General features: G+C 50.9%; 21 protein-coding genes. 6 read left to right on the top strand and 15 right to left on the bottom strand.

Translation table 11 applies throughout. The annotated features are described in order from the left end of the window. The first annotated feature begins 10 nt into the window (after positions 1 to 10). Positions 11 to 3670 (top strand): trifunctional transcriptional regulator/proline dehydrogenase/L-glutamate gamma-semialdehyde dehydrogenase, encoded by a 3660-nt coding sequence (gene putA / locus ACO0LH_RS07520; protein ID WP_422940412.1) that lies wholly within the window; start codon positions 11 to 13, stop codon positions 3668 to 3670. 237 nt (positions 3671 to 3907) lie between these two features. Here putA and ACO0LH_RS07515 read toward each other — a convergent pair whose 3' ends face one another. After that, positions 3908 to 5143, bottom strand: a complete 1236-nt coding sequence (locus tag ACO0LH_RS07515) for an FAD-dependent monooxygenase (RefSeq protein WP_422940411.1) — start codon at positions 5141 to 5143, stop codon at positions 3908 to 3910. 184 nt (positions 5144 to 5327) lie between these two features. On the opposite strand from ACO0LH_RS07515, the gene ACO0LH_RS07510 reads away from it, so the two are divergent. After that, the gene (locus ACO0LH_RS07510; RefSeq protein ID WP_422940410.1) at positions 5328 to 6077 is read left to right on the top strand and encodes an AraC family transcriptional regulator; all 750 of its coding nucleotides are present in this window, start codon (positions 5328 to 5330) and stop codon (positions 6075 to 6077) included. A 26-nt stretch (positions 6078 to 6103) separates the two neighbouring features. Here ACO0LH_RS07510 and ACO0LH_RS07505 read toward each other — a convergent pair whose 3' ends face one another. Next, positions 6104 to 6793, bottom strand: a complete 690-nt coding sequence (locus ACO0LH_RS07505) for an AraC family transcriptional regulator (protein ID WP_422940409.1) — start codon at positions 6791 to 6793, stop codon at positions 6104 to 6106. A gap of 157 nt (positions 6794 to 6950) precedes the next feature. Here ACO0LH_RS07505 and ACO0LH_RS07500 point away from each other — a divergent pair, with 157 nt between their 5' ends. Further along, on the top strand, positions 6951 to 7916 hold the full coding sequence (locus tag ACO0LH_RS07500; RefSeq protein ID WP_422940408.1) for an NADP-dependent oxidoreductase: 966 nt from the start codon (positions 6951 to 6953) through the stop codon (positions 7914 to 7916). 97 nt (positions 7917 to 8013) lie between these two features. Beyond that, the gene (locus tag ACO0LH_RS07495) at positions 8014 to 8688 is read left to right on the top strand and encodes a TetR family transcriptional regulator (protein ID WP_422940407.1); all 675 of its coding nucleotides are present in this window, start codon (positions 8014 to 8016) and stop codon (positions 8686 to 8688) included. A gap of 87 nt (positions 8689 to 8775) precedes the next feature. On the opposite strand, the gene ACO0LH_RS07490 is transcribed toward ACO0LH_RS07495, so the two are convergent. From ACO0LH_RS07490 to glpK, 9 genes are all read right to left on the bottom strand, one after another. Beyond that, entirely contained in the window at positions 8776 to 10002 is a 1227-nt protein-coding gene (locus ACO0LH_RS07490; protein ID WP_422940406.1) for an arabinose transporter, read from the bottom strand. 259 nt (positions 10003 to 10261) lie between these two features. Next, a complete protein-coding gene (locus tag ACO0LH_RS07485) occupies positions 10262 to 11110 on the bottom strand; it encodes a glycosyltransferase (protein WP_422940405.1) in 849 nt (282 codons plus the stop codon). Positions 11111 to 11224: 114 nt separating this feature from the next. Next, positions 11225 to 11503 (bottom strand): hypothetical protein, encoded by a 279-nt coding sequence (locus ACO0LH_RS07480; protein WP_422940404.1) that lies wholly within the window; start codon positions 11501 to 11503, stop codon positions 11225 to 11227. A 186-nt stretch (positions 11504 to 11689) separates the two neighbouring features. Beyond that, complete coding sequence (locus tag ACO0LH_RS07475; RefSeq protein WP_422940403.1) at positions 11690 to 12199, bottom strand: DUF2059 domain-containing protein; 510 nt, start codon at positions 12197 to 12199, stop codon at positions 11690 to 11692. Between the two features lie 982 nt (positions 12200 to 13181). Continuing rightward, a complete protein-coding gene (locus tag ACO0LH_RS07470; protein WP_422940402.1) occupies positions 13182 to 14306 on the bottom strand; it encodes a hypothetical protein in 1125 nt (374 codons plus the stop codon). Between the two features lie 8 nt (positions 14307 to 14314). Continuing rightward, positions 14315 to 15529: a DUF3419 family protein gene (locus ACO0LH_RS07465; RefSeq protein WP_422940401.1), complete on the bottom strand. Its 1215-nt coding sequence runs from the start codon at positions 15527 to 15529 to the stop codon at positions 14315 to 14317. Positions 15530 to 15712: 183 nt separating this feature from the next. Further along, on the bottom strand, positions 15713 to 16114 hold the full coding sequence (locus ACO0LH_RS07460) for a hypothetical protein (protein ID WP_422940400.1): 402 nt from the start codon (positions 16112 to 16114) through the stop codon (positions 15713 to 15715). A 74-nt stretch (positions 16115 to 16188) separates the two neighbouring features. Then, positions 16189 to 16719 (bottom strand): SRPBCC family protein, encoded by a 531-nt coding sequence (locus ACO0LH_RS07455; protein WP_422940399.1) that lies wholly within the window; start codon positions 16717 to 16719, stop codon positions 16189 to 16191. Between the two features lie 108 nt (positions 16720 to 16827). Further along, on the bottom strand, positions 16828 to 18297 hold the full coding sequence (gene glpK, locus ACO0LH_RS07450) for a glycerol kinase GlpK (protein ID WP_422940398.1): 1470 nt from the start codon (positions 18295 to 18297) through the stop codon (positions 16828 to 16830). 122 nt (positions 18298 to 18419) lie between these two features. Here glpK and ACO0LH_RS07445 point away from each other — a divergent pair, with 122 nt between their 5' ends. Further along, a complete protein-coding gene (locus ACO0LH_RS07445) occupies positions 18420 to 18677 on the top strand; it encodes a hypothetical protein (RefSeq protein WP_422940397.1) in 258 nt (85 codons plus the stop codon). A 22-nt stretch (positions 18678 to 18699) separates the two neighbouring features. On the opposite strand, the gene ACO0LH_RS07440 is transcribed toward ACO0LH_RS07445, so the two are convergent. From ACO0LH_RS07440 to ACO0LH_RS07425, 4 genes are all read right to left on the bottom strand, one after another. Next, a complete protein-coding gene (locus ACO0LH_RS07440) occupies positions 18700 to 19164 on the bottom strand; it encodes an FKBP-type peptidyl-prolyl cis-trans isomerase (RefSeq protein WP_422940396.1) in 465 nt (154 codons plus the stop codon). A 51-nt stretch (positions 19165 to 19215) separates the two neighbouring features. Then, complete coding sequence (locus tag ACO0LH_RS07435) at positions 19216 to 19482, bottom strand: hypothetical protein (RefSeq protein WP_422940395.1); 267 nt, start codon at positions 19480 to 19482, stop codon at positions 19216 to 19218. Further along, on the bottom strand, positions 19482 to 20210 hold the full coding sequence (locus ACO0LH_RS07430; RefSeq protein ID WP_422940394.1) for a substrate-binding periplasmic protein: 729 nt from the start codon (positions 20208 to 20210) through the stop codon (positions 19482 to 19484). The genes ACO0LH_RS07435 and ACO0LH_RS07430 overlap by 1 nt, the downstream gene beginning before the upstream one ends. Positions 20211 to 20298: 88 nt before the next feature. Continuing rightward, positions 20299 to 21183, bottom strand: a complete 885-nt coding sequence (locus ACO0LH_RS07425) for a LysR family transcriptional regulator (RefSeq protein ID WP_422940393.1) — start codon at positions 21181 to 21183, stop codon at positions 20299 to 20301. Between the two features lie 115 nt (positions 21184 to 21298). On the opposite strand from ACO0LH_RS07425, the gene ACO0LH_RS07420 reads away from it, so the two are divergent. Beyond that, a complete protein-coding gene (locus ACO0LH_RS07420; protein ID WP_422940392.1) occupies positions 21299 to 22795 on the top strand; it encodes a CoA-acylating methylmalonate-semialdehyde dehydrogenase in 1497 nt (498 codons plus the stop codon). Positions 22796 to 22831 lie beyond the last annotated feature (36 nt).

Below are 22831 nucleotides of genomic sequence, written 5' to 3'. Positions count from 1 at the left end.
ATTTTTATATATGATTGCGACCATCGTGCCAGCCAATAACCCACCTTTTTCTGCCCTGAAGGCAGAGCTGCTCCCCCCTGCCAGTGCTCTCAGAACTGTCATTACCGAAGCATACCGCCGATCAGAGCCAGATGCCGTGCAATGGTTGCTCAGCAATGTAAATCCCCATGAGGAACAGCAAAAGAGTGTTGCAGAACTGGCACACCGTCTGGTCAGCAATGTACGCCAGCAACGCACCCGCGCTTCTGGGGTCGATGCTTTGATGCATGAATTTTCCTTGTCTTCAGAAGAAGGCGTGGCCCTGATGTGCCTGGCCGAGGCCTTGTTACGTATCCCCGATCATCAAACCGCTGACCGCCTGATTGCTGACAAAATCAGCAAGGGCGACTGGCGCAAGCATCTGGGTGAATCACCCTCGCTGTTTGTGAATGCCGCCACCTGGGGCTTGCTGGTGACTGGCAAGCTGGTCAGCACGAATAGCGAACAAAGCCTGGGCTCTGCCCTGACACGTTTGATCGCCAAGGGTGGTGAGCCACTGATACGCAAGGGTGTTGATATGGCCATGCGTATGCTGGGTAACCAGTTTGTCACTGGTCAGACCATAGAAGAAGCGCTGAAAAACAGCCAGGACAATGAAAAACGTGGTTATCGTTATTCTTATGACATGCTGGGTGAAGCTGCGCTGACAGCCAAGGACGCGGCCTTCTATTACAAGGCCTATGAAACCGCGATCCATGCGATAGGCAAGGCCTCAAATGGCCGTGGCATCAAGAATGGCCCTGGTATCTCGGTCAAACTGTCTGCCTTGCACCCGCGTTATTCTCGCGCCCAGCGTGAGCGCACGATGAGTGAATTGCTGCCACTGCTGAAAAAATTGCTTTTGCTGGCCAAGCAATACAATATCGGCCTGAATATCGATGCAGAAGAAACCGACAGGCTGGAATTGTCGCTGGATTTGATGGAAGCACTGGCCTTTGATGACGACCTCAAAGGTTTTGAAGGCATAGGTTTTGTTGTGCAAGGCTATCAAAAACGATGCCCCTTCGTCATCGATTATCTGGTTGATCTGGCACACCGCAGTGGCAGCAAATTCATGGTGCGCCTGGTCAAGGGGGCATACTGGGATGCGGAAATCAAGCGTTCACAGGTCGATGGCATGAGTGGTTTCCCGGTCTACACCCGCAAGGTGTATACCGATTTGTCTTACCTGGCTTGCGCACAAAAACTGCTGGCTGCGACGGATGTGATTTATCCGCAGTTTGCCACGCACAATGCCCTGACTTTATCGACTATTTATACCTGGGCACAAAAAGCCGGTATCACTGATTATGAATTCCAGTGCCTGCATGGCATGGGTGAGACCTTGTATGACCAGGTCGTTGGTAAAGACAAGCTGGACAAGCCTTGCCGTATCTATGCACCGGTGGGGTCTCACCAGACCTTGCTGGCTTACCTGGTACGCCGCCTGCTGGAAAATGGCGCGAACTCATCCTTCGTCAACCAGATCGTTGATGAGAGCGTATCGATAGAATCCATGCTGGCTGACCCTATCGCGGTCTCGCGTGAACTCGGTGGCGCACCGCATGCCGCCATCGCCTTGCCCAAGGATTTGTTTGGCAAGGAAAGAAAAAATTCTTCTGGCCTGGATTTTTCGAATGAACTGGAACTGCAAAAAATCAGCGCACACTTTGCCGAGAGTAGCCAGCAAAGTTTGACAGCCGCACCTATCCTGCATGGCCAGGTATCTGCTACTCAGGCGCGCCCTGTGAATAACCCAGCGAACCAGCTCGATGTCGTTGGTGAAGTCATCGAAGCCGATGCCCAGGATGTGCAAACCGCCCTGCATGCAGCAGAACAATATGCCATGGATTGGCAAACTACAGCGCCGGTAGAACGCGCCGCCGTCCTGAAAAAAGCCGCCGATTTGCTGGAAGCGCAAACCCTGGATTTCATGGCACTGGCAATACGTGAAGCCGGTAAATCCCTGCCGAATGCCTTGGCAGAAGTGCGCGAAGCAGTAGATTTTTTACGCTATTACGCAGCCCAGGTAGAAGGTTTGCCAAATACCCAGGCGCTGGGGCCGGTCGTTTGTATCAGCCCATGGAATTTCCCGCTGGCGATCTTCATCGGTGAAGTCAGCGCCGCACTGGCTGCTGGTAATGTGGTGCTGGCCAAACCGGCAGAGCAAACCCCGTTGATCGCTTATCGCGCCATACAACTGATGCATGAAGCTGGTGTACCACGTGGTGCGCTGCAATTCTTGCCAGGTACGGGTGAAGTCGTTGGTGCACAACTGGTGGCCGACCACCGCGTCAAGGGTGTGATTTTCACAGGCTCTACCGAAGTCGCACAAATCATCAACCGCACGCTGGCGAAACGTGCAGTGGCTGAAGGCATCGATATCCCGCTGATTGCAGAAACCGGTGGCCAGAATGCCATGATCGTTGACAGCAGCGCCTTGCCTGAGCAAGTCGTCAATGATGTGCTGTCATCTGCTTTTGACAGTGCTGGCCAGCGTTGCTCGGCCCTGCGCGTGCTGTGCCTGCAAGAAGATATCGCCGACAAGACCATAGAAATGCTGCACGGTGCCATGCAGGAATTGCGCATAGGCCAACCCGACCGGCTGGCTATTGATATTGGCCCTGTCATCGATGCTGAAGCGCAAAACAACCTGATGAGCCATATCAATGGCATGCGTGGCAAGGCCAAGTCCTTCTACACGCTGGATCTGGCAGCCAACTGCCGCGCTGGTACCTTTGTTGCACCTACCGTCATAGAAATCGCTAACCTCGACGACCTGAAAAAAGAAGTATTTGGCCCGGTACTGCATGTCTTGCGTTACAAGCGCAATGACTTACCCGCATTGATAGACCAGATCAATGGCACCGGTTTTGGCCTGACGCTGGGCATCCATACACGCATCGATGAAACCATAGATTTCATCATCTCCCGCGCTCATGTCGGCAATATCTATGTGAACCGCAATATCGTTGGTGCGGTAGTGGGTGTACAGCCTTTTGGCGGTGAAGGCAAGTCCGGTACCGGCCCCAAAGCTGGCGGCCCGCTTTACCTGAAGCGCCTGCAACGCACACCCGTCACCGGTCTGGGTGGACATACCGTGTATGAACGTCAGTCCCCACCAGCACTGGAAGCCTTGCTGGTCTGGGCGCAAACCTTTGGTCATCAAAAAATTGCCGAGCTGGGTGAGCATTATGCCCACAACAGCCCTTACAAAGTAACCCAGGTCTTGCCTGGCCCGACGGGTGAACGTAATACCCTGTCATTCGCACCACGTGGCCGTATCTTTTGCGCGGCAACGACAGTCAATTGCGCGATCAACCAGCTGGCCGCAACACTGGCGACTGGCAACCTGCCTGTCTTGCCAGCGCAAACCCTGGCGATCCTGCCAGCTGGTTTGCCAGCGGAAGTCAGCAAGCTCATCATCGCTGCCGAAGCAGAACAATGCGGTGCCCAGCTGGCCTTGGTAGAAGGTGGCTTGCTGTCGCATTACAAACTCTTGTTTGCCGGGCTAGATGAAGCCATCGTCTCTGTCGTCGAAACCCAGGACCATGCTGAAATACCTTTGTGGCGTCTGATGGCTGAACGGGCACTCTGTGTGAATACGACAGCCGCCGGTGGCAATGCGAGTTTGATGACACTGGCGACCTGATCGCTTTTTGTCTCGTCGCAGTAAGTGGAAAGCTCCTGAAATCAGGAGCTTTTTTTATAGCTGAAACATATAGTAAATATTTGTAGCCGAGGCGAAGAGGGGAAACGGAAACAATCGGGGCTAAGACGACAAAGCGCCACTTTCAATATGAAGAGTGCTAACAGCTGCCAGAGAACAAGCTGCAGCACAACAAGCAACGTAGCACCCAGATAGGACATAGTACGGTGCATTATCCCATCACCAATAGACTGGGAGCACGAAGTCCTCATCTATTTTGCGAGCTTTAGCCGCAGCGCTTGGTTTCAATAGCGCCTGCATGAGCATGCTACCGAAGAACCGTTGCACAATACGGGCGACAAAGATTCCGAATCGGGTCTTTACGTGCATGAGCCGGATGAGTCGAGGGCTTAGTTCCTGCTGCGAACGCTCGGCATACGGGCGGAGGATACTTTCATATGTCTGGAAGGCTTTGACATGCGTTGAGCGCATCTTGATCTCCCCCGCCAGGACATAGGCTCCAACGAGAGCCAAAGCTGTACCCTTCCCTGTGAACGGAGTCGGGCAATGCGCCGCATCACCCAGCAAAACCAGCCTGCCTTTCGACCAGGCAGATGCTTGCACCTGGCTCATCGGTCCAAAGTAAAAGTCTTGTACCTCATCAAGTTCATCGAAGATACGCTCGGCTACCGCGCCCCGGCCTTTCAAAACTGTACGGAGCATATCCTGCCGGGATAGCGTCGACGGCCTTTGCAGGACAAAATCACTGACCGGATAGGTGATCAGGACGGTTGTCTCCGTCGGGCCTCCAGGCCTTAGGTGAATCATTGTTCCGCCAATACCGTTGACGGAGCAGGCCCAGAAGTCGTCTTCTGGACGGCGGGGAATCTTGAAGAACGCCATGTAGGCACCGAGGTAACGCAGTCGGGTCTCCTGGGCAAGCGCCAGGTCCCTCGTCGACGAACTCAATCCGTCGGCGCAGATGATTAACTCGAATTCCTCTGTCGAGCCATCAACGAAGGTCACACGCACACCATCTTCAATCTCTTCAATGCCAGCGACTGAGGTGCCAAAACGGTATTCACAAGTGCTGCGGGTTGCATCGAACAGAACGCGTGCGAAATCGCCACGAAGGATTTCGAAATCGCTGGTCAGGCTGCCAAAACCGCCCTTAGGAAAAACTGCCACTACCTTGCCAGCCGCGTCCAGCCACTTTTGCCCGCATTCCAGCGTGTTGCGAGCCTCAATCTGTTCTGTCAAACCCATGAGGTTGATGACTTGCTGTCCTGCGCCCTTCACATCGACATTTTGTCCGCCATCCCTGAACGTACTGGCCTTTTCAACGACGACCACGGAGAAACCGTATTTGGTCAACCACCAGGCACATGCCGGGCCGGCGATCCCGCCGCCGCAGATCAATATTTTCTTCCTTGGTTCCATGCTGAGAGCTTTCGTGGTTGTGATTTCAACGACCATGTTAGGCGCTCCATGCACTGGACACAATAATCCAATATGCCATGTTATATTGAATTCTTGCCACGCTGATCCATCATCTTGAAAGTTGCCAATGCCTGTTCTCAGTGGAGATTCGTCTATCGATTGGGAGGACCCTGACGTCGTCCCAAGGCCAGTGATCACTCTTGGAGCAGCTGGTGTGGACATGGCTGTCAAAGGACATGACGATGCGCTTGCGATTGATGGCCGCAAGGAAGCGGATTTCCACCACCATCGAAAAGCGCAGTTCCTGCTCTGGATGCGTGGCGTGCTCACCTGCGAGGTGGCAGGCGGCCTTTGGCTTGTGCCACCAGGAAGCGCCATTTGGGTGCCCGGTGGCGTGCAGCACCGAATGGAGACTGCTGGCATTATCGAATGTTACGTGGTCTATGTAGATCCTGCAGTGAGCGGTGCGTTGCCGCGAGATTGCTGCACATTGTCAACGACCCCCTTGTTGCGTGAATTGGTCATTCGCTCAGCCGCATTGCCGATGCGCTATGAAGAAGGCGGCATGGCGTCAAGAATAATGACGCTACTTCTCGATGAAATGGCTTTGGCGAAGTCCGGGCAAATTCATCTTCCACTGCCGATGGACAAGCGACTTCGTAAATTGATCGAGTGGATCATGGCGAATCCGTCTGATCCGGGAAGCATCGATTCCTGGGCGCGCCGGATGGACATCAGTCCGCGTACACTCTCACGCTTGGTCTCCAGGGAAACCGGCATGAGTTTTGGACGCTGGCGTAGACAACTTCATATTTTGCTTGCCCTGCAATGGATGGCCAGGGGTGCAACGGTCCAAGATGTCGCAGATGGTCTGGGGTACGAAAACGCGAGCAATTTTGTGGTCATGTTCCGCAAAGTTCTTGGCGAAACTCCAGGGCGTTATTTAAAAATCGACCGTGTGACACTCTGAAGCTGACTGACAGTCTCACCTGCTGCTTAGTCCGCCGCACCGATAAAAGCTGTGGGCGTGAGCATCGTGACCTGTCGGAACGCACATGAAAATGAAGCTGTACTGGCAAACCCTAATTCTGCAGCCACCTGCGCAATCGCGCTTCCCCGGGCTAGTCTGTCCATCGCCAGCACGATACGCGCTCGTTGCCGCCAAAGTTTGAAAGTGAGCCCGGTTTCAGCCTGGAACACGCGGCTCAGGGTACGGACTGAGGTGGCGGCGCGTGAGGCTATTTCATTTACACTCAATTGATTACGACGGTCGCCCAAAGCAACATTGGCAATGCGCTGCCCAACAGCGCTCTTGGGTAGAGGGAGAAACGTCGGCGCATGCGCTGTTTCAGTCAGTTCATGCAGCATTAACCTGACGACAAGTTCGGTCTTGTCCACTGTGGTATTGGCTGCAAAAGCTGTATCAAGCAGGGTGCGCATGAGCGGGGTTATCTGCAATGCAAATGCCCGCTCCAGGGGTATGGGCGGAGCCCAGGCTTTTAAGATCGATGGCTCCCAGTGCACCATCCAGAGTTCGGCATCCGTCAGCACCTCTACATGATGCTCAACTCCTGCCGGTATCCACACCGCAAGCTGGCAGGGCACGAGCCAGCGACCTTCTCCTGTATGCACTTGCACCATCCCCGAGGCGGCAAAAGTCAGTTGCGCCTGTCCATGGGAATGCATGGGTTCGCCGCCACCTTGCAATTTGACACCACGGTGAAGACTAAAAGATGCTTGCTGCAAATTGGCCTTTCAGCGATGCATGCTGGCATCACATCGTAAAGCCATTAGCCTATCATGGCTTCACCAAGCGAGAACAAATTAACCAGGGAAATAAAGCATGAACGAAAACATGAGCGAAAACATCAGGGAAAAAATGAGAGCAGTCGTGATCAAGCAATACGGTAATAATGACGTGGTGAATTGCATAGTTATTGATCGTCCTGAAGTTGGAGATGATGAGGTTTTAGTGAAAGTGCATGCTGCCGGCGTCAATCCCGTGGACTGGAAAATCCGGGATGGCGCGGGTGAGCGTATGGGCATGACTTTTCCTATCCATCTGGGCAGCGAATTAAGCGGCACCATAGTAAAGCTGGGCCACGGCGTCACCAGCTTGAAGCAAGGAGATGCTGTTTACGGCATCGTCAAATCCGGGGCTTTTGCTGACTATGCTGTGGTCAAGGCAGCCGATATGGTCATTAAACCTGCCCAGCTTGATTTCATACATGCGGCGGCTGTTCCGCTTGCGTCTCTGACTGCATGGCAGGCAATGTTCGATCTGGCAAAACTCGCCAGCGGCCAACGCCTTTTGATTACTGGTGGTTCTGGCGGTGTCGGTTCCATGGCTATCCAGCTGGCCAAAGCTGCAGGCGCGCATGTGACTGCCATGGCTTCGGGACGCAACGAGGAATTTATACGCAGCCTGGGTGCAGACGCTTTTATCGACTACACTGCGCAGCCATTTGAGCAGGTCGTGCGGGACATGACGCAAGACATGGATGTTGTTTTCGACACCGTTGGCGGCGATACTTTTAAGCGGGCATTGTCAACGCTTAAAAAAGGAGGCTTTTTAGTGACTTCGGTAGCCTTTCCGAAGGACGAGGGCTTACAACATGGTGTAGACGTAGCACGGGTACAGTGCAAGCCTGATTCAGGACAGCTTGAGTCCATCAGTCAATTGCTTGAAGCAGGTAAATTAAAGACCCATATCGAGACCGTTTTGCCGCTAAGTAAAATCAAGGAAGCTTTTGAACTGTCCAGGAGCGGACGTACCCGCGGTAAAATTGTGCTGAGCCTTGATGTGTGATATGAACCCTGGAGGAGAGGAGGAGCGAACGCATGTTTCTGGTATTCGCTCTACTTATCCATTCAAAGAATTGGCTTAAATCTCATTTCATATTTTCATGAACAAACCCCGGACTCCTACTATTTCTTCAAGAAAGCGGCCCCAGCAAAACCGCTCTGCTGACCTGGTGGCCACCATACTGGAAGCTGCCCTTCAGGTTTTGCAGCGGGAAGGCGCGCAAAAATTTACCACGGCACGGGTGGCAGAAAGGGCGGGGGTCAGCATAGGCTCTGTGTATCAGTATTTTCCCAACAAGGCGGCCATTCTGTTTCGCCTGCAAAGCGATGAATGGCGGCAAACCGGGGGGATGTTACGCGACATCCTTCAGGATGCTCAACAGGCACCGCTGGATCGTTTGCGCAATCTCGTCCATGCTTTCGTGCGCTCAGAATGTGAAGAAGCAGAAATACGTAAGGCCCTCACCGATATCGCCCCGCTGTATAACGATGATCCCGAAGCCAGGGAGGCATGGCTGTCCTGGGACCGTACCGTGCAGATATTTATTGAAGAGTTGTTACCCACAGCCTCTGAAGCAACACGCTCCATTTTGGAAGAACTGATATCGACCACGCTGAGTGCCGCAGGCGAACATATTTCAGCAAATGGCTATCCTGCTGACAGGATAGATGACTATGCCAATGCCTTGGCGGATATGTTTTGCGTCTACCTGAGCAAGCTTAAAAGCAAAGCTGATGACATCAAACCTGTAAAAGAAATTGATCAGGCTTCATGAAAGCCTGATCAATTCATGTCGTACCAGTTTTATGGGCGCGCATGGCATACATGCCACACATCGCACACCCTTGGAAATGTAAATACCTTAGACACCTGCTGATGTTTTACCCAGCAAACGCAGCGCCACCAGTACGGACAAGCCAACGGCCACACCCGCAGCAAGAAATACGGTATTCACACCCCAGTGGCCAGCAACGACACCTGCCAGCGGGCTGGCGATCCCCAGCGAGATGTCCAGGAATGCCACGTAAGCCCCCATGGCAACGCTGCGGCTTTGCGGTGGTGCGCGGCGCGCGGCTTCAACACCAAAACCTGGGAAAGCCAGCGAGTAGCCAAATCCTGCCAGCGCGACACCAAGATAGGCAATAGTGGTCGTATCGGCCCACCAGATCAGTACTAAACCGATTGCCTCAATGATTACGCTGACGAGCGCAACCCTGGCTCCGCCAAGCTTGTCAGGTGTATGCCCGAATAAAATGCGCGCGCCGATAAAAGCCACCCCGAAAGCAGTAAATGCCAAAGAAGAATTACCCCAGTCTCTGGCTGCAAACAACAATGCAATGAAACCGGTGATCATGCCAAAACCTGTACTTGCCAGTGCCAGACCCAGGCCTGGTACCAAGACCAGACTCAATACTTTATAAAATGGAACCCGGGTGTTTGTAGTTGCAGGAACAGCGGTCACGCTGATCGCCGTCATCAGGGCCACGAAAGGGATCAATACGGTGCCAATAGCGATACCGGCAAAACCCCAGCTTACATTGACGGCAACACCGATCGGTGCACCCAGTGCAAAGGCACCATAAATGGCAATGCCTACCCAGGCCATGACCTTGCCCGCATTTTGCGGTCCCACCAGACCAATCCCCCAACCGAGCGAGCCTGTGACGACCAGGCTTTCGCCTATGGCTAGCAAGACACGCCCTGCCAGTAATATCCAGACCGATGTTGCAGGTGTTGTCACAAACGGCAATGAGGCAAGATAAGCCAGACCTGAGCTTGCGATGATGAGCAAGCCTGTCACCACCGCACGTTTGGCACCACGGCTATCGGCAAAATTGCCAGCCCAGGCACGTGAAAGCAGGGCAACAATAAACTGCGCACCAATGACCAGTCCCACTATCCATGTACTCATGCCCAGGCTTTCATGCAGGTACAGGGGAAGTACAGGTAACTGCATACCCATGGTCAGAAAGCCAATGAAAACTGAAAGAGATAGTGGAAGCAACTTGAGAAAAACATGAATGCCAGTGACTGCCGTACTGCCAGCAGCGGTAGGTAATGGCGTTGAAGATGGGGATGATAAAGACATAGAAAAAACTCCTGACATAAACGATTGATCAATGCCGGATATGATAAAAGTCTTCATTGATGTCGAATAGTCGCGTAAAACACTTACTATGAAACAGCCCTGAAAGCCAGGCAGGACGTGGCTTTGCACCTTTTTTTCATTTTATTTTTAAGCTTGTGCAGCAAAAATGCTCGCGTTTGAAAAGGAAAGACAATACGGAAGATAGGTATGAAAGGCAGATTAATTTGCTTTGTCATGCCTTATTTTTTATACAGATTGTTTAGCTTTTCTGTCTGCATTTTGCTACTTCAATCACGTCGCATAAAAAATCAGCATGCGCACTTTTCTTGAACTTTGCGGCAACAAGTGCACAATTGGTTTTAATTGCTTCTGAGCTGAGCAAGCCTTGCAAGCGCTGGCTCAGTTGACGTGTTGTCAGACGCGACATGGCCACAAAATCACCGACACCGAGTTTTTGTACGCGGGCGGCATTATCGAACTGGTCAAAAGCCAGGGCAGTAATCAGTTGTGGTATTCCCGCTTTTAAGGTTTCTGCCGTTGTTCCTATGCCGCCATGATGGATGATTGCCGATGCACGCGGCAAAATGCTGCGTAAAGGCAGATAAGCTTGCCAGAGTATGTTTGCGGGTAATTCAGTCGTGATCTGTTCACGGTATGGAGTGAGGAATATTGCACGCAAACCCAGTTTTTGTACCACCTGTTGCGCGCATTGAAAATAATAGTTTGCCTGCAGGTTGCCGGAACCCGGTGTAAAAATCACTGGTGCAGGGCCGACAGCAAGAAATTCTTCCAACTCTGTGGATAAGTCAGTATCAGGGCTGCTGTCATATAGCTGGAATTCGCCCATGCACATGGGTGTTGGCCAGTCAGGCTGCACGGCGGCAAACCATGCAGGAAAAAAACAGATGCTGAGATCCGGTACGGCATACATATACATCGCCATACTGGCGACAGGCGGTAAATTGTATTTTCGCCTGGCCTGATTAATGATAGGTAGCGCGACCGGATCAACAAAATTCTTGTCCGCATAGGTCCATAGCCACTGTCGCATCCATATTGGCAACCAGGGTGGGATGAACAAGTCACCCATGACCAGGGGATTTTGCACTGTCCTTAAATTGGATGGTGCCAGGTAAGTACCTATGACAGCAATATCAGGACGAAAACTGCGTACCAGATCTGCGGCTGGCAGACCCAGAGGATGAACGACCAGGACACAATCCTAATCTTCAGGCAAAGAGGCGACAAAATCTGGTATTTCGGTAAATACGCATTTGCAAGATTCAAGGACTATGCCCATGCCCTTGCGGGTGTTCCACATATCGGGATGACGCAAGGCCGCATCGTATTCTGCTTGCGTACCGATAATCTTGTGGGCAACTCCTGCCATTTCTGCATGGATTGCATGGACTGGCGCCAGCAATACGGTACAGACATGGCCACGTCGCTGCATTTCAACTGCCAGGCTTAACAGGGGAAATACGTCCCCCAGAGTCCCCATGCATATGAAAATAAAATGTCTCGGAGAAAGTAGAGTAGGCGTCATTTACTAAGAAAATGCATTTTTGTCACTTTACTTATAAAATCACATTTTTATCGTAAATGTATCTTACATCTGTCTAAATATCTTCAATTCTTTCTATCTTCTTGATTTTTAAAATCATCTATAAGACAAATACAGTTCGGCTTATTTTTTCTGCGTTGAATTTTGCATTTCCGCTGTCATTTCTTTGGCGGCTTCAGCAATTTTTTCCATCATAGGGGCCGTCATTTTTTGCATGGAAGACATACTTTGCTGTATCAGCACAGGCATTTTGCTCACATAAGACTTGCCTGCCGGTGATTTGTAAAAGGCAATTATGCCGTCAACATCTTCCTGTGACAGGGAATTTCCGTAAATTTCTATAAACGTCGGTTCCAGTTTTTCCCAGGTCATTTCCTGTTTGTGGATGGCAATGACTTTATTCCTGAATTTATCCATGATCTTTTGCTGTTGCTCGTTCAGCGGCTGATCTTTCATGGCTTTTTGCATCATGTTTTTCATGAGGCCATCCATCTGGGCTTCCACACTTTTCAATACTTGCTGGGTGTTGGTCAAAGTCAGCATTTCTTTCAGTGAAGCTTCGCTTGGTTTTTCAGCATGCGCAGACCCACAAACCAGCATGGCTGCGATGAGTAGTTTCGACCAAAGTTTCATGAAAATTTCCTTGTTCCAGAATGAGTTACGGATTCTACGGGAATTTTTTACTTTTGTTTTTTCGTTTTTTTTGAGCGGTGGAAAACCTTAAATTGAATAAGTTTATATATACATAGTAGTAGTTGTTAACAGCGGCACTTTGCTGTGGATAAGTCGGTAAACATCCACAGAATCAAAAGTTTAGACAAATGATAAGGCGGTGATAAAAGTCTGTATATCCACAGGACAAAATCTGTACAGAATCTTTTTGAATGAACAAATTTTGAGTTACACACAATGCATGCAGTGGATATCGACTGACTTATCCACAAAGTTTTTTTGAAATTTGTTGTTTTTAGGCTGAAATTGTCTGAATTCTTTAATGAAAATCTCAAAAATCACTATTTCAGCGACCAGAAAATTACTTTTTATAAAAACAGGCTTGTAGCTCAGATGTTTTTCATCAGCCAAGTGAATTTGTTTTGACGACCAAGATCCAAAAATTGGATTGACTGCCTGGTATCAAAAAGAATCAGCAGATGTGTGTCAGTTTTTTAAAAAAGGACTGAGTTTTTGAAATCAGGCTTTATGAACAGTCGTTTGGCCTAGGCGCAAAATGTTTTAAAAATGGAATAACTCGCATTTTTAAAAATTGACGAGCTTTGTTTTAAAACTTTGTGATTGTTATCCGTGATCTCGTTTGAACGAGGCTGTTTTTCAAGATTTTAAAAAAACGCTTTAATTAGATAACTTAGTTTATATATACATAGTAATAGTAGTTAACGGCGCGATTTTTTGTGGATAAGTCCGTATTTGTCCACATAAACAATGACTTAGTCCATGTATAGATGTGCTGATAAGCCCTGTATGAAAAAAGTATAGTTTTGGGATAAAAATCTGACTTATCTCAGTTCAGGCAGTTTTGCACAGTTCATCCTGGGGATATGCATAGACTTATCCACAGCAGAAACAGGCATTTTTGCTGTCTTTATGGTATTTAAAATTAAATCTTGTCAGCCCGTTTTAACAAGGGGGGTGCGCAATTAAGCAAGAGTTTGCTGAAAATCTGGATATTGCGGCGCTGGTGTGCCGGTAAGTGTGCGCTGTAAATAGCCGTGTATTCCAGTTGTGGCACACCACCTCGCGCACGTTTGAACTGGCTGGCGCCAGAACTGTAGTGCAGTTTCAACTGTTTCTCTTTTGCTTTCTGCAATAGCAAAGCCATCAGACGACGATAAAGTCCCAGTTCTTTTGGTAAACTGGTGTCGTAACCAATGAGGGGTGTGGTTATCCAGCCGCTTTCAGGGTGGCAATACAGGCCAAGCACACCCACCAGGCGATCCTGCCAGCGCAAGGCATGCAGTTCCAGGAACTGGCTTTCCAGACATAATTCAAAAAATGCCGGGCTGAAATCCGGGTTCAGATACGAATGCTTATCGATGAATAACTGTCTGAACAAGTGCCGCAATGTCGGGATATCATGGGTTTGCAGGCTGTCCAGGCTTAGCGTTTCCATGTCAGCATTGGCTAGCAGGCGGACATCCTGTTTCACATGATTATGTTTCCAAACACTGTCTTGCCGGGGATCGCACAGGTAAATCATGCGCGAAGGCAGCATTTGCCAGCCACTTTCTGTCAGTGCACTAGCCAGCCCGGGGTTCACTGCGGGGCAGATATTGCGCATCATCAGCGGACGCTGTTGATAACTTGTTAGCAAGTTTTCGGTCACCATGGCGATATCGAGCGTGTCCCAGTCGGGATACAGATTTGTGGATATCAGATGATTACCAACGATTGCTGCCTGGTCCAGCTTGCTGCCATTGAGCAGTGCTGATAAAGGGCCGAAAATGGTACAACTCGCGAGCCGGGCGGCGATGGCCAGGGCCGGACTGAGCTGGCGCAGCATTTCCTGGCGTGAATAACGTAGCCAGGTCGAGCGTGGGCTGGAGACATAGGTTTCTTGCCATGTGCTTCCCTCCAGCAGGCTGACGGGTTGGGGCAGGCCGGCAATATCGATGGATTCTATATTGCAACTGGCATTATTGACCCAGTGCTGGCCACCGCGTGAACGTGCCGCCAGCAACCACAATGCATCAGCCACCACACGTGGCGGTAATGAAGTATTCAAAGATGAAATCAGATTTTTGTGTATAAGTGCATGCCGCCATAGATGGCTGAACGGTCGGTTGCAGACAGGGCGCTGTTATGCGCGCTGTCTGTATGCCAGACAGACAGTATTTCTGCTGGCAATTTTGCTTCCAGTGGCGATGCGGTGCCCCCGGTGCGGAAGACAACTTTGGCCCCGGGTGCCGCCGTGCGGGTCACTTCTCGCCATAATTCTGTCAGCTGTTGCTTGTCCATCCAGTCTTGTGCATCCAAAAACAGGTAGGCATCCATGGAAGCCCGAGGCTGTCCCAACAAGAAATCAGTCAGTGTAGTGTGGTGGGGATGCAGTCTGTCTACATTATTGCGCAGGCTGGAAAAATGCTGGCGTTGCAAATACATGGGTAATGCGGCCTGCTTCTGGCAATCATAACGGCGTGCAAAAGCTTGCTGGGCGAAGCAGTTTTCATCAAGCGGAAAATCGCAGGCAAGATGGCGCATTCTCTCCTTGAACAAGACATGCAGACCCTGTTTGGCATCCTGTTTCAATTCCTGGAATTGTGAAGGGGGGATACCCAGGCTATACAAGGCCAGCGGCTGGCTGGCGATCAGGCGGAACAGGCGGGTTTCGAATACCGGCGCGATATATTGTTCAAACAGGCGGGCCTGGTCTTCGAGATTGCGGGCCTGCATCATCTTGCTCATGTCGCCACCCATCAGGCGCACGAAGAAATGGGCAAAACCGATGAAATTGCCGAGCAGGCCATGCTGATACGCCTGGCTGGTGAAATAATGGTAGCGTGGCTTGCCTGATAAAGAGCGGCTTTCCCAGAAGTTGCTGGCATCGTCTGACAATTGCTGACGTATATGCCGCTTATATCTTTTCAGGTTGTCAGTGTGATTGGCATCGCCAAGAAAAGCCAGCACAGCCTGGTAATCAGGCAAATGCTTGATCGCCTTTTTTTTCATGTCCAGCATGGCGAGGTGGGCGGCATTTAAATCTACGGCATGCACAGCCGCTGGTTCTGCCGACAAATAGGCGAGAGCATTGCAACCACCTGAAGAAATCGTCAGGATATTCGCGCCTGGCTTGAGTTGCAGGGCATCAAGGTCAGATTGCGGATCTTCCCAGATCTGGGCATAGACGAGGCGGCTGAACCAGTGCGCAAACAGCTTGTCTGCCACACCCTTGAGGCCGGACGTGGTGGAATTGAAAACGGCACTGTCTATCAAGGATTTGGTGGACATGCTGGTCTCCGCTTATGGTTTAGATAAGGAAGACTTTAAGATGGTCAGGTGACAGGCAAGTGACAGCTCTGTGAATATTCGATGAAAAACAGATAAGTAAACTACAAAAACAACGAAGTTCAGAATGCCAGCTTTATGCCACCTTATTCCGGCAAGGCGGATAAGGATATTCCGCCTGACGTATCAGCCCGGGCGTTCTGTGGACAAGCGGCGTCTGCGCGTGCGGATGAACAACATCAGTTGATAGGCAAAATACAGCGACGCCACCACTGGCATTGAAGCCACCAGTACAAACAGGCCACCTGACAAAGGAACCGGCCCCGACCAGACTTGTATCGGAATATCAGGCTTGCTGCTTTTTGGCGGTGCCGCCATCCTGGGTGTGTCTATTTGTACACCACCCTGCTTGGACAAATCTTCGGGAGCAACGACAAATACAGCTTGTGTGCCCTGGCCAGGTTTAACCGTCGTGGACGGTGTTGATGCATTCACTGCCGGTGCAGCGAAAATGGCTGCACCCGGCAGTTGCATTGCCAGTAGTAATACAAATGTAGACGCAGACTTCAGGGGAAACTTGGATTTCATTGATGCAATCAGACCAGGGATTTCAAACTCACAGAGAGCCGTTTACCCTGATCTTGCCGGATAAAAGGCTTTCACTATTTTTGTTCAGCGATTTTTTTCAGGTTGGCCAGGCCAGCTTCAAAATCAGGACCCACCATTTTATCCATAAATGGTGCGAATAGCTTCATCATCAGGTTGCCTTCACTGGTTCCATGCATATTCCAGGTGACTTTCGTGCCATCGCCTTGTTTTTCAAGCAAGAAAGCACCTGTAGAAGGTTTGCCCATGCCTTCGAAATGCAGTTCATAGTCGAGTTTTTGCGGCGCGTTGACTTGAGTAAACTTCATGCCGCCATTACCCTGACTTTTGCTTTTCCAGTCCCAGGCAGCACCGGGGCCAGATTCCGGACCTGAATACTGCATTTCCATGGCAGGGTCACGCTGGTTCCAGACGGACCAGTTTTTCCATTCTTTGGTCACACTGATCAAGGGAAAGATTTTTTCTGGTGCGGCGCTGATGGTCGTACTGCGGCTGACCTCGTATTCATTTGGCAGGCTGTACGCAACGGCGAGAATGATGATGACCAGGGTCAGGAGAATACCGGCTATCCATTTGATGATTTTCATTTTTTAGCTCCAGTTGAGATGGGTAAGACCGTGTTGTACAACAACGGCACAAGAATTGCATACGAGTTGCATAAGGGTGGAAAAGGTTTTAACAAGCTTCTGTACTGCTTAACGTATTCTTCCTATAGCGACTTCCCAGTTTTGCATGAGTGTGCCGGCCTCATCACGGCTCATGGTTGGCAGAAACTGTCTGTCCATCTGCCATAAAGATGCACATTCATCGATACCCTGATAAATACCTGTCGCCAGGCCCGCCAAGTAGGCGGCACCAAGCGCTGTTGTTTCCGTGATTTTCGGTCGTATGACGGGTATGCCCAATAAATTTGCCTGGAATTGCAGCAAGAGATTATTGGCTGCCGCCCCACCGTCGACACGCAACTCTGAAATCGGAAAAACGGCATCCTTCACCATGGCCTGCAATAAGGCCGTGCTTTGAAAAGCTATGGATTCCAGTGCAGCGCGGGCGATATGGGCAACGGTACTGCCGCGGCTCAAACCCAATATGGCACCTTTGGCCGACGGTACCCAATACGGTGCGCCAAGACCGGTGAACGAAGGCACGAATACCACGCCACCTGAATCCGGCACGCTGGCTGCCAGTTCTTCGACATCTGGCGAATGTTGTATCGCTTTCAGGCCATCACGCAGCCATTGCACGACGGCACCACCAATAAATACACTGCCTTCGAGGGCATATTGCGTCCGGCTATCCGTCTGGCAGGCGGCTGTGCTGATAAGGCCGTTTTGTGAGGTCGGACAATTTTCACCCGTATGCATGAGCATGAAGCAGCCCGTGCCATAGGTATTTTTTGCCATGCCCGGCGTAAAACAAGCCTGACCAAACAGGGCAGCCTGCTGGTCACCGGCAATACCGGCGATGGGTATGGCTTTGCCAAATAAAGTGGTTTCCCCAAAAATATGGCTGGACGGTAAAACTTCGGGCAAGACAGCAGCGGGAATATCAAAGCAGTCGAGCAATTCCTGGTCCCACTGGCCCTGGTGGATATTGAACAGCATGGTGCGCGAAGCATTGCTGACATCAGTGACATGCAGTTTGCCTTCACTAAGTTGCCAGGCCAGCCAGCTGTCGACCGTGCCAAAAGCCAGTTCACCGGCCTGGGCACGACGTCTTGCATCTGGCAGGTGGTCAAGCAGCCATTTCAATTTGGTCGCTGAAAAATACGGGTCGAGGATAAGGCCGGTTTTGGCCTGTATCAGCGCCGCATGGCCTTGTTGGCGCAGTTGTTCACAATACGCTTCAGTGCGCCGGTCTTGCCAGACGATGGCATTGGCCAGGGCCTGCCCGGTTTTCTTGTCCCATAAGACGGTGGTTTCGCGCTGATTGGTGATACCCAATGCAGCGATGTCAGCGGCCTGCAGGCCGGCTTTTGCCAATACCTGCTGGCAGGTGGCGAGCTGGCTTTGCCAGATTTCACTGGCGTCATGTTCGACCCAGCCAGGCTGGGGAAAAATCTGGCGAAATTCCTGCTGGACAGATGCAATCAGTTGCCCCGTTTCATTGAAAATAATGCTGCGCGAGCTGGAGGTACCCTGATCAAGAGCAAGCAGATAAGCCATATGTGTCCTTCATATCCTTAAATATTCTGGTTGGCATGACAAATTGTGGCAAAAATCCTGGAATTTGCTATAGTCGTTATGAATTTACTATTATCAATTGAGCAAAGCAAGAAAGGTATAACGTGCCGGGATTATTCAGTTTTGTATTGTCTCTACTTGCCCTGATACTCATTGCCTTTGGCATCATGCGTAAAAGCCGCCACCTGATGAGCATGGCGTTTCTTGCCATGATCGCAGCGGCCTTGCTGGGCTGGTATCAGTATATTTTTCCAGAGGGCCTGAATATTCTATTTTTTACCGGAACGCTGGCAACAGTACTGGCGGTTTCCAGCTTCTTTTATGCGATTTATTCTTATGAGTCGGCCTGGGCAGACCTTTAAGCTGAATTTTCAGCATACTTCATTAGCGTACTTCAAGTAATTCAATTTCAAAAATCAGTGTGGCGTTAGGGGGGATGACGCCATTTCCCGCACCGCGTGCACCGTAGGCCAGTTCGGCCGGTATGATCAGCGTGCGCTTTCCGCCCACACGCATGCCCTCGACACCCTGATCCCAGCCTTTGATGACACGTCCAGCACCCAGGGTAAACGTGAACGGTGGGCGGCCTTTGGAACTGTCAAACAGCTTGCCCTGCTCTTTTTTGGCAAAGGGATCATGCAGCCAGCCTGTGTATTGAACGAATACTGAATTGCCTGTGTGTGCTTCCCTGCCATTCCCGACGACCTGGTCAATTTTTTGTACTGTCGGCCCGGTGACCATGCTTTCTGCCGGTGCAGAAGCCGGTGTCTGGGCATTGCTGGCAGGCGTGTATAAGAAAGCACAGGCCAACAGAGTGCCAGTCAGGGTCATCAGGAAACGGTTTTTCATGTATTTATCCTTATTGAGGTGGATATGGGATTGCAGCAGTCTATTTTTTACCTACTTGTTTTTTGAGGCCTGAAGCTTTGCTTCAAAGGCGATATCGAGTTTGCTGGCTTTTTTTGGCGCCAGTTTCTTGATGCTGTTGACGAAGGCGACAAACTCATCCATTTCCATGGGTTCGTTCAGCGGTTCTGCTTCGTCATCGCCATTGGCGAGTATCAGAAAAAATCGCCCGTCTGCCATGGTGACCATGGAATAGGGGGCATTGTTGCTGCGTTCGCGCAGGCGGTTGACTGCGGCGCTGACCCGGGTTGAGCGCGCCATTATTTGATACCGTATTTGCGCATGATTTTTTCCATGGTGCCGTCGTTATCGAGGTCTTTATTGATTTTGTTATAGAGGTCTATGCGTTGTTTGTCCATGCGGATATTGCACAGCATATTCAATTCTATGCTTTTGTATTTAACAGCACGCACAATATCATTGCCGAAGCCCTGTTGCTGGGCGATAGCCATGCCATGCGATTCAGAAACGATCCAGTAATGCAGGCGGTTATTGACCAGCAGGCGTGGATTATCTTCGTCCTGGCTGGCAAATTCGATTTTATAACCCTGCTCACTCAGTTGCAGCCCGGTCGCCGCGTTCTTGTAAGAACCGATGGAATAAGGTTTGGCATCTTCAAAATTTTTCAATACCCGGCCATCATTCTTGCGGCCATACAAGACCCAGTTATCGTTCACCAGCGGGCCTACCCATTTATAGAAATTTTCTCTGTCTGGCGTACGGCGGAAACCAAACAGGCAGGTATTGTCTTCATTCAGTGCAGCATGCAGACCACGTGCCAGCGAGGTACTGCTGATGGTGCTGGTATCGCCCGCACGTCTGACGATTTCCAGCATTTTTTCTGTCAATGCTCCCTGAATTTCACCGGTTTTGGGGTCGGTATGCGTGAAGGGTGCAAATTCCTGTATCAATAACTTCATGTTTTCGGCGTGCGCCAGCGCTGGCAGGGCAGCCAGGCAAAACATCAGCTTGATTGATAAAAATTTCACTACCGTTCTTCCCACATTTTTTTGAGTTTTGGAAATATACCGCTGAATTTTGGTCTTTGGCGGATATTTTGATGGGATATGTGGACTTTTAGCCCCAGATTGGGCGCAGCAAGGCAAAACTGGCCGCAATCATGGCTTCATGTTGTCTTTTTTCCTGGCAGATGAAGCTTAATTCGGTTTGCACGCTGACTGCATCGGCAATCACCAGGCCGTGGGCATGGGCTTCGCGTATGGCGATGGCATCGCGTATCAGACTTAAACCGACACCGGATTTCACCAGATCCAGCATCGATGGTTCCTGGTCAACGAGGGCGACAATGTTTGGCGTGACAGCATGTTCGGCGAAAATCTTGCTTAACAGGCGGTGATGGGCAGATTCTGGCGGTGTCCATAGCCAGGGCAAGGCTGCCAGGCTTTTCCAGCCCTGGCCGGCTACCCGGTTTTTCCAGCCACTGGGGGCCACTACGCGATAAGTGAACTGCGTCAACACCTGGCTATGGCAAGGTGTTTTGCCATCGTCCGGTGCCTGCCCCAGATAAAAACCGACATCCAGCGTACCGGCGCGTATCTGCTGTAATACGGTGCCAGACATGCCCTGCTGTAATTTTGTGGATAACTGTGGATAAGTTTCTACCAGCCGCTTCAGAAAAACCCCGAGACGCGTGAATTCGGGGTCGAGTATCGTTCCTATGGCCAATTCACCAGAGATGGTAGTGTGCAGGGCATCGGCCGCCTGGCGAAATTCTGCCATGCCGGCTACCACCCGCTCGGCATAAGGCAATAGTTTTGCACCATCATTTGTCAAACTCATACCTGTGGCACTGCGATTGAATAATTGCAGCTGTAAAGCATCTTGCAAAGCCTTGATTTGCAGGCTGACTGCGGGCTGGGTGACATGCAGATGCGCTGCGGCGCGCGTCAGATTGCCTTCCCGGGCAACCATGATAAAGGCACGAAGCTGTGTCAGATCCATTATTAGCTATCCTTATGATTGGCTTGATAATAACTCATTGGATTTTGCCAGACTGGTGAATTAATCTCACGCTTCAGGCTTGTTCCATTGTCAGATTTTCTTATCAGGGTTTCTTATGCCAGACGTACTACAGCATTTCATGAATGGTCAGGTTTTCAATTCGACCAGTGGCCGTCAACAAGATGTCTTCAATCCGGCAACCGGCGAAGTCGTCGCCAGCGTGGTGCTGGCGGATATGGGTGAAGTCAATGCCGTGGTCGCCGCTGCCAAAGCAGCCGCGCCTGCGTGGGCTGAAACAGCACCCTTAAGGCGTGCCCGCGTCATGTTCAAGTTCAAGGAGTTACTCGACCAGCATCATAAGGAGCTGGCCACCCTGATCACGCGTGAACATGGCAAGGTCTTGTCTGACGCCATGGGCGAAGTCACACGCGGTATAGAAATTGTTGAATTTGCCTGCGGTATGCCGCAGCTGTTGAAATCACAATTTTCTGACAATATCGGTGGTGGTATCGATAACTACAACCTGCGCCAGCCCCTGGGGGTGACGGCGGGTATCACACCTTTCAATTTTCCTTTCATGGTGCCGATGTGGATGGCACCGCTGGCGATTGCGACTGGTAATACTTTCATCCTGAAGCCGTCAGAGCGCGACCCTTCATGTGCATTGCTGATTGCCGAGTTGCTGAAGAAGGCAGGTTTGCCAGATGGTGTCTTCAATGTCTTGCAAGGGGACAAAGTGGCGGTTGATGGCTTGTTGCAACACCCTGATGTATCGGCCATTTCCTTTGTCGGCTCTACACCGATCGCTGAATACATCTACAGCGAAGGTACACGCATGGGCAAGCGCGTGCAGGCTTTGGGTGGCGCAAAAAACCACCTGGTTGTCATGCCTGACGCCAATCTGGAACAGGCTGTGGATGCACTGATGGGCGCTGCCTATGGATCTGCCGGTGAACGCTGCATGGCCATTTCTGTTGCCGTTGCTGTCGGTAATATTGCCGACAAACTCGTCGATGCGCTGATACCGCGCGTGCAAGCCCTGACCATCAAGAATGGCATGGAAGCTGATGCCGAAATGGGGCCGGTGGTGACGGCACAACACAAGGCCAAAATTATTTCGTATATCGATGAAGGCATTGCCGAGGGCGCGCAGTTGCTGGTCGATGGCCGTGGCATTCAGGTGCCTGGGCATGAAGGCGGTTTCTTCCTCGGTGGCTGTCTGTTTGATCATGTGAAAGAGGGCATGAAAATCCATCGCGAGGAAATTTTCGGCCCGGTTTTGTGCATAGTCCGTGTGCCGGATTTTGCGTCAGCGCTGGAACTGATCAACCGTCATGAATTTGGCAATGGCGTATCGCTGTTCACGTCTGACGGTAACACCGCGCGCGAATTTTCCCGCCGCATACAGGTTGGCATGGTGGGCATCAATGTGCCGATTCCCGTGCCTATGGCCTGGCATTCTTTTGGAGGCTGGAAGCGCTCGCTGTTTGGTGATGTGCATGCCTATGGGGAAGAAGGGATACGGTTTTATACGCGGTATAAATCGATCATGCAGCGCTGGCCAGATAGCATAGGCAAGGGTGCTGAGTTTACGATGCCGGTAGCGAAATAATTTGATTTACTCCTTCTCTTTCAAGAAGAAGGATGG

Source organism: Undibacterium sp. TJN19, from assembly GCF_049339485.1.
GTDB lineage: Bacteria > Pseudomonadota > Gammaproteobacteria > Burkholderiales > Burkholderiaceae_D > Undibacterium.
The sequence above is the reverse complement of the archived record's forward strand: the minus strand, read 5'-3'. Positions and strand labels throughout refer to the sequence as shown.

Excerpts from the sequence above, each read along its gene's own strand:
- ACO0LH_RS07465 (WP_422940401.1), bottom strand. The coding sequence starts at position 15,529 with ATGTCCACCAAATCCTTGATAGACAGTGCCGTTTTCAATTCCACCACG.
- ACO0LH_RS07460 (WP_422940400.1), bottom strand. The coding sequence starts at position 16,114 with ATGAAATCCAAGTTTCCCCTGAAGTCTGCGTCTACATTTGTATTACTA.
- ACO0LH_RS07515 (WP_422940411.1), bottom strand. The coding sequence starts at position 5,143 with ATGGTCGTTGAAATCACAACCACGAAAGCTCTCAGCATGGAACCAAGG.
- ACO0LH_RS07440 (WP_422940396.1), bottom strand. The coding sequence starts at position 19,164 with ATGAAAAACCGTTTCCTGATGACCCTGACTGGCACTCTGTTGGCCTGT.
- ACO0LH_RS07475 (WP_422940403.1), bottom strand. The coding sequence starts at position 12,199 with ATGAAACTTTGGTCGAAACTACTCATCGCAGCCATGCTGGTTTGTGGG.
- ACO0LH_RS07420 (WP_422940392.1), top strand. The coding sequence starts at position 21,299 with ATGCCAGACGTACTACAGCATTTCATGAATGGTCAGGTTTTCAATTCG.
- ACO0LH_RS07490 (WP_422940406.1), bottom strand. The coding sequence starts at position 10,002 with ATGTCTTTATCATCCCCATCTTCAACGCCATTACCTACCGCTGCTGGC.
- glpK (WP_422940398.1), bottom strand. The coding sequence starts at position 18,297 with ATGGCTTATCTGCTTGCTCTTGATCAGGGTACCTCCAGCTCGCGCAGC.
- ACO0LH_RS07425 (WP_422940393.1), bottom strand. The coding sequence starts at position 21,183 with ATGGATCTGACACAGCTTCGTGCCTTTATCATGGTTGCCCGGGAAGGC.
- ACO0LH_RS07455 (WP_422940399.1), bottom strand. The coding sequence starts at position 16,719 with ATGAAAATCATCAAATGGATAGCCGGTATTCTCCTGACCCTGGTCATC.
- ACO0LH_RS07480 (WP_422940404.1), bottom strand. The coding sequence starts at position 11,503 with ATGGGGACTCTGGGGGACGTATTTCCCCTGTTAAGCCTGGCAGTTGAA.
- ACO0LH_RS07500 (WP_422940408.1), top strand. The coding sequence starts at position 6,951 with ATGAACGAAAACATGAGCGAAAACATCAGGGAAAAAATGAGAGCAGTC.
- ACO0LH_RS07435 (WP_422940395.1), bottom strand. The coding sequence starts at position 19,482 with ATGGCGCGCTCAACCCGGGTCAGCGCCGCAGTCAACCGCCTGCGCGAA.
- putA (WP_422940412.1), top strand. The coding sequence starts at position 11 with ATGATTGCGACCATCGTGCCAGCCAATAACCCACCTTTTTCTGCCCTG.
- ACO0LH_RS07505 (WP_422940409.1), bottom strand. The coding sequence starts at position 6,793 with ATGCATTCCCATGGACAGGCGCAACTGACTTTTGCCGCCTCGGGGATG.
- ACO0LH_RS07510 (WP_422940410.1), top strand. The coding sequence starts at position 5,328 with ATGGCTGTCAAAGGACATGACGATGCGCTTGCGATTGATGGCCGCAAG.
- ACO0LH_RS07495 (WP_422940407.1), top strand. The coding sequence starts at position 8,014 with ATGAACAAACCCCGGACTCCTACTATTTCTTCAAGAAAGCGGCCCCAG.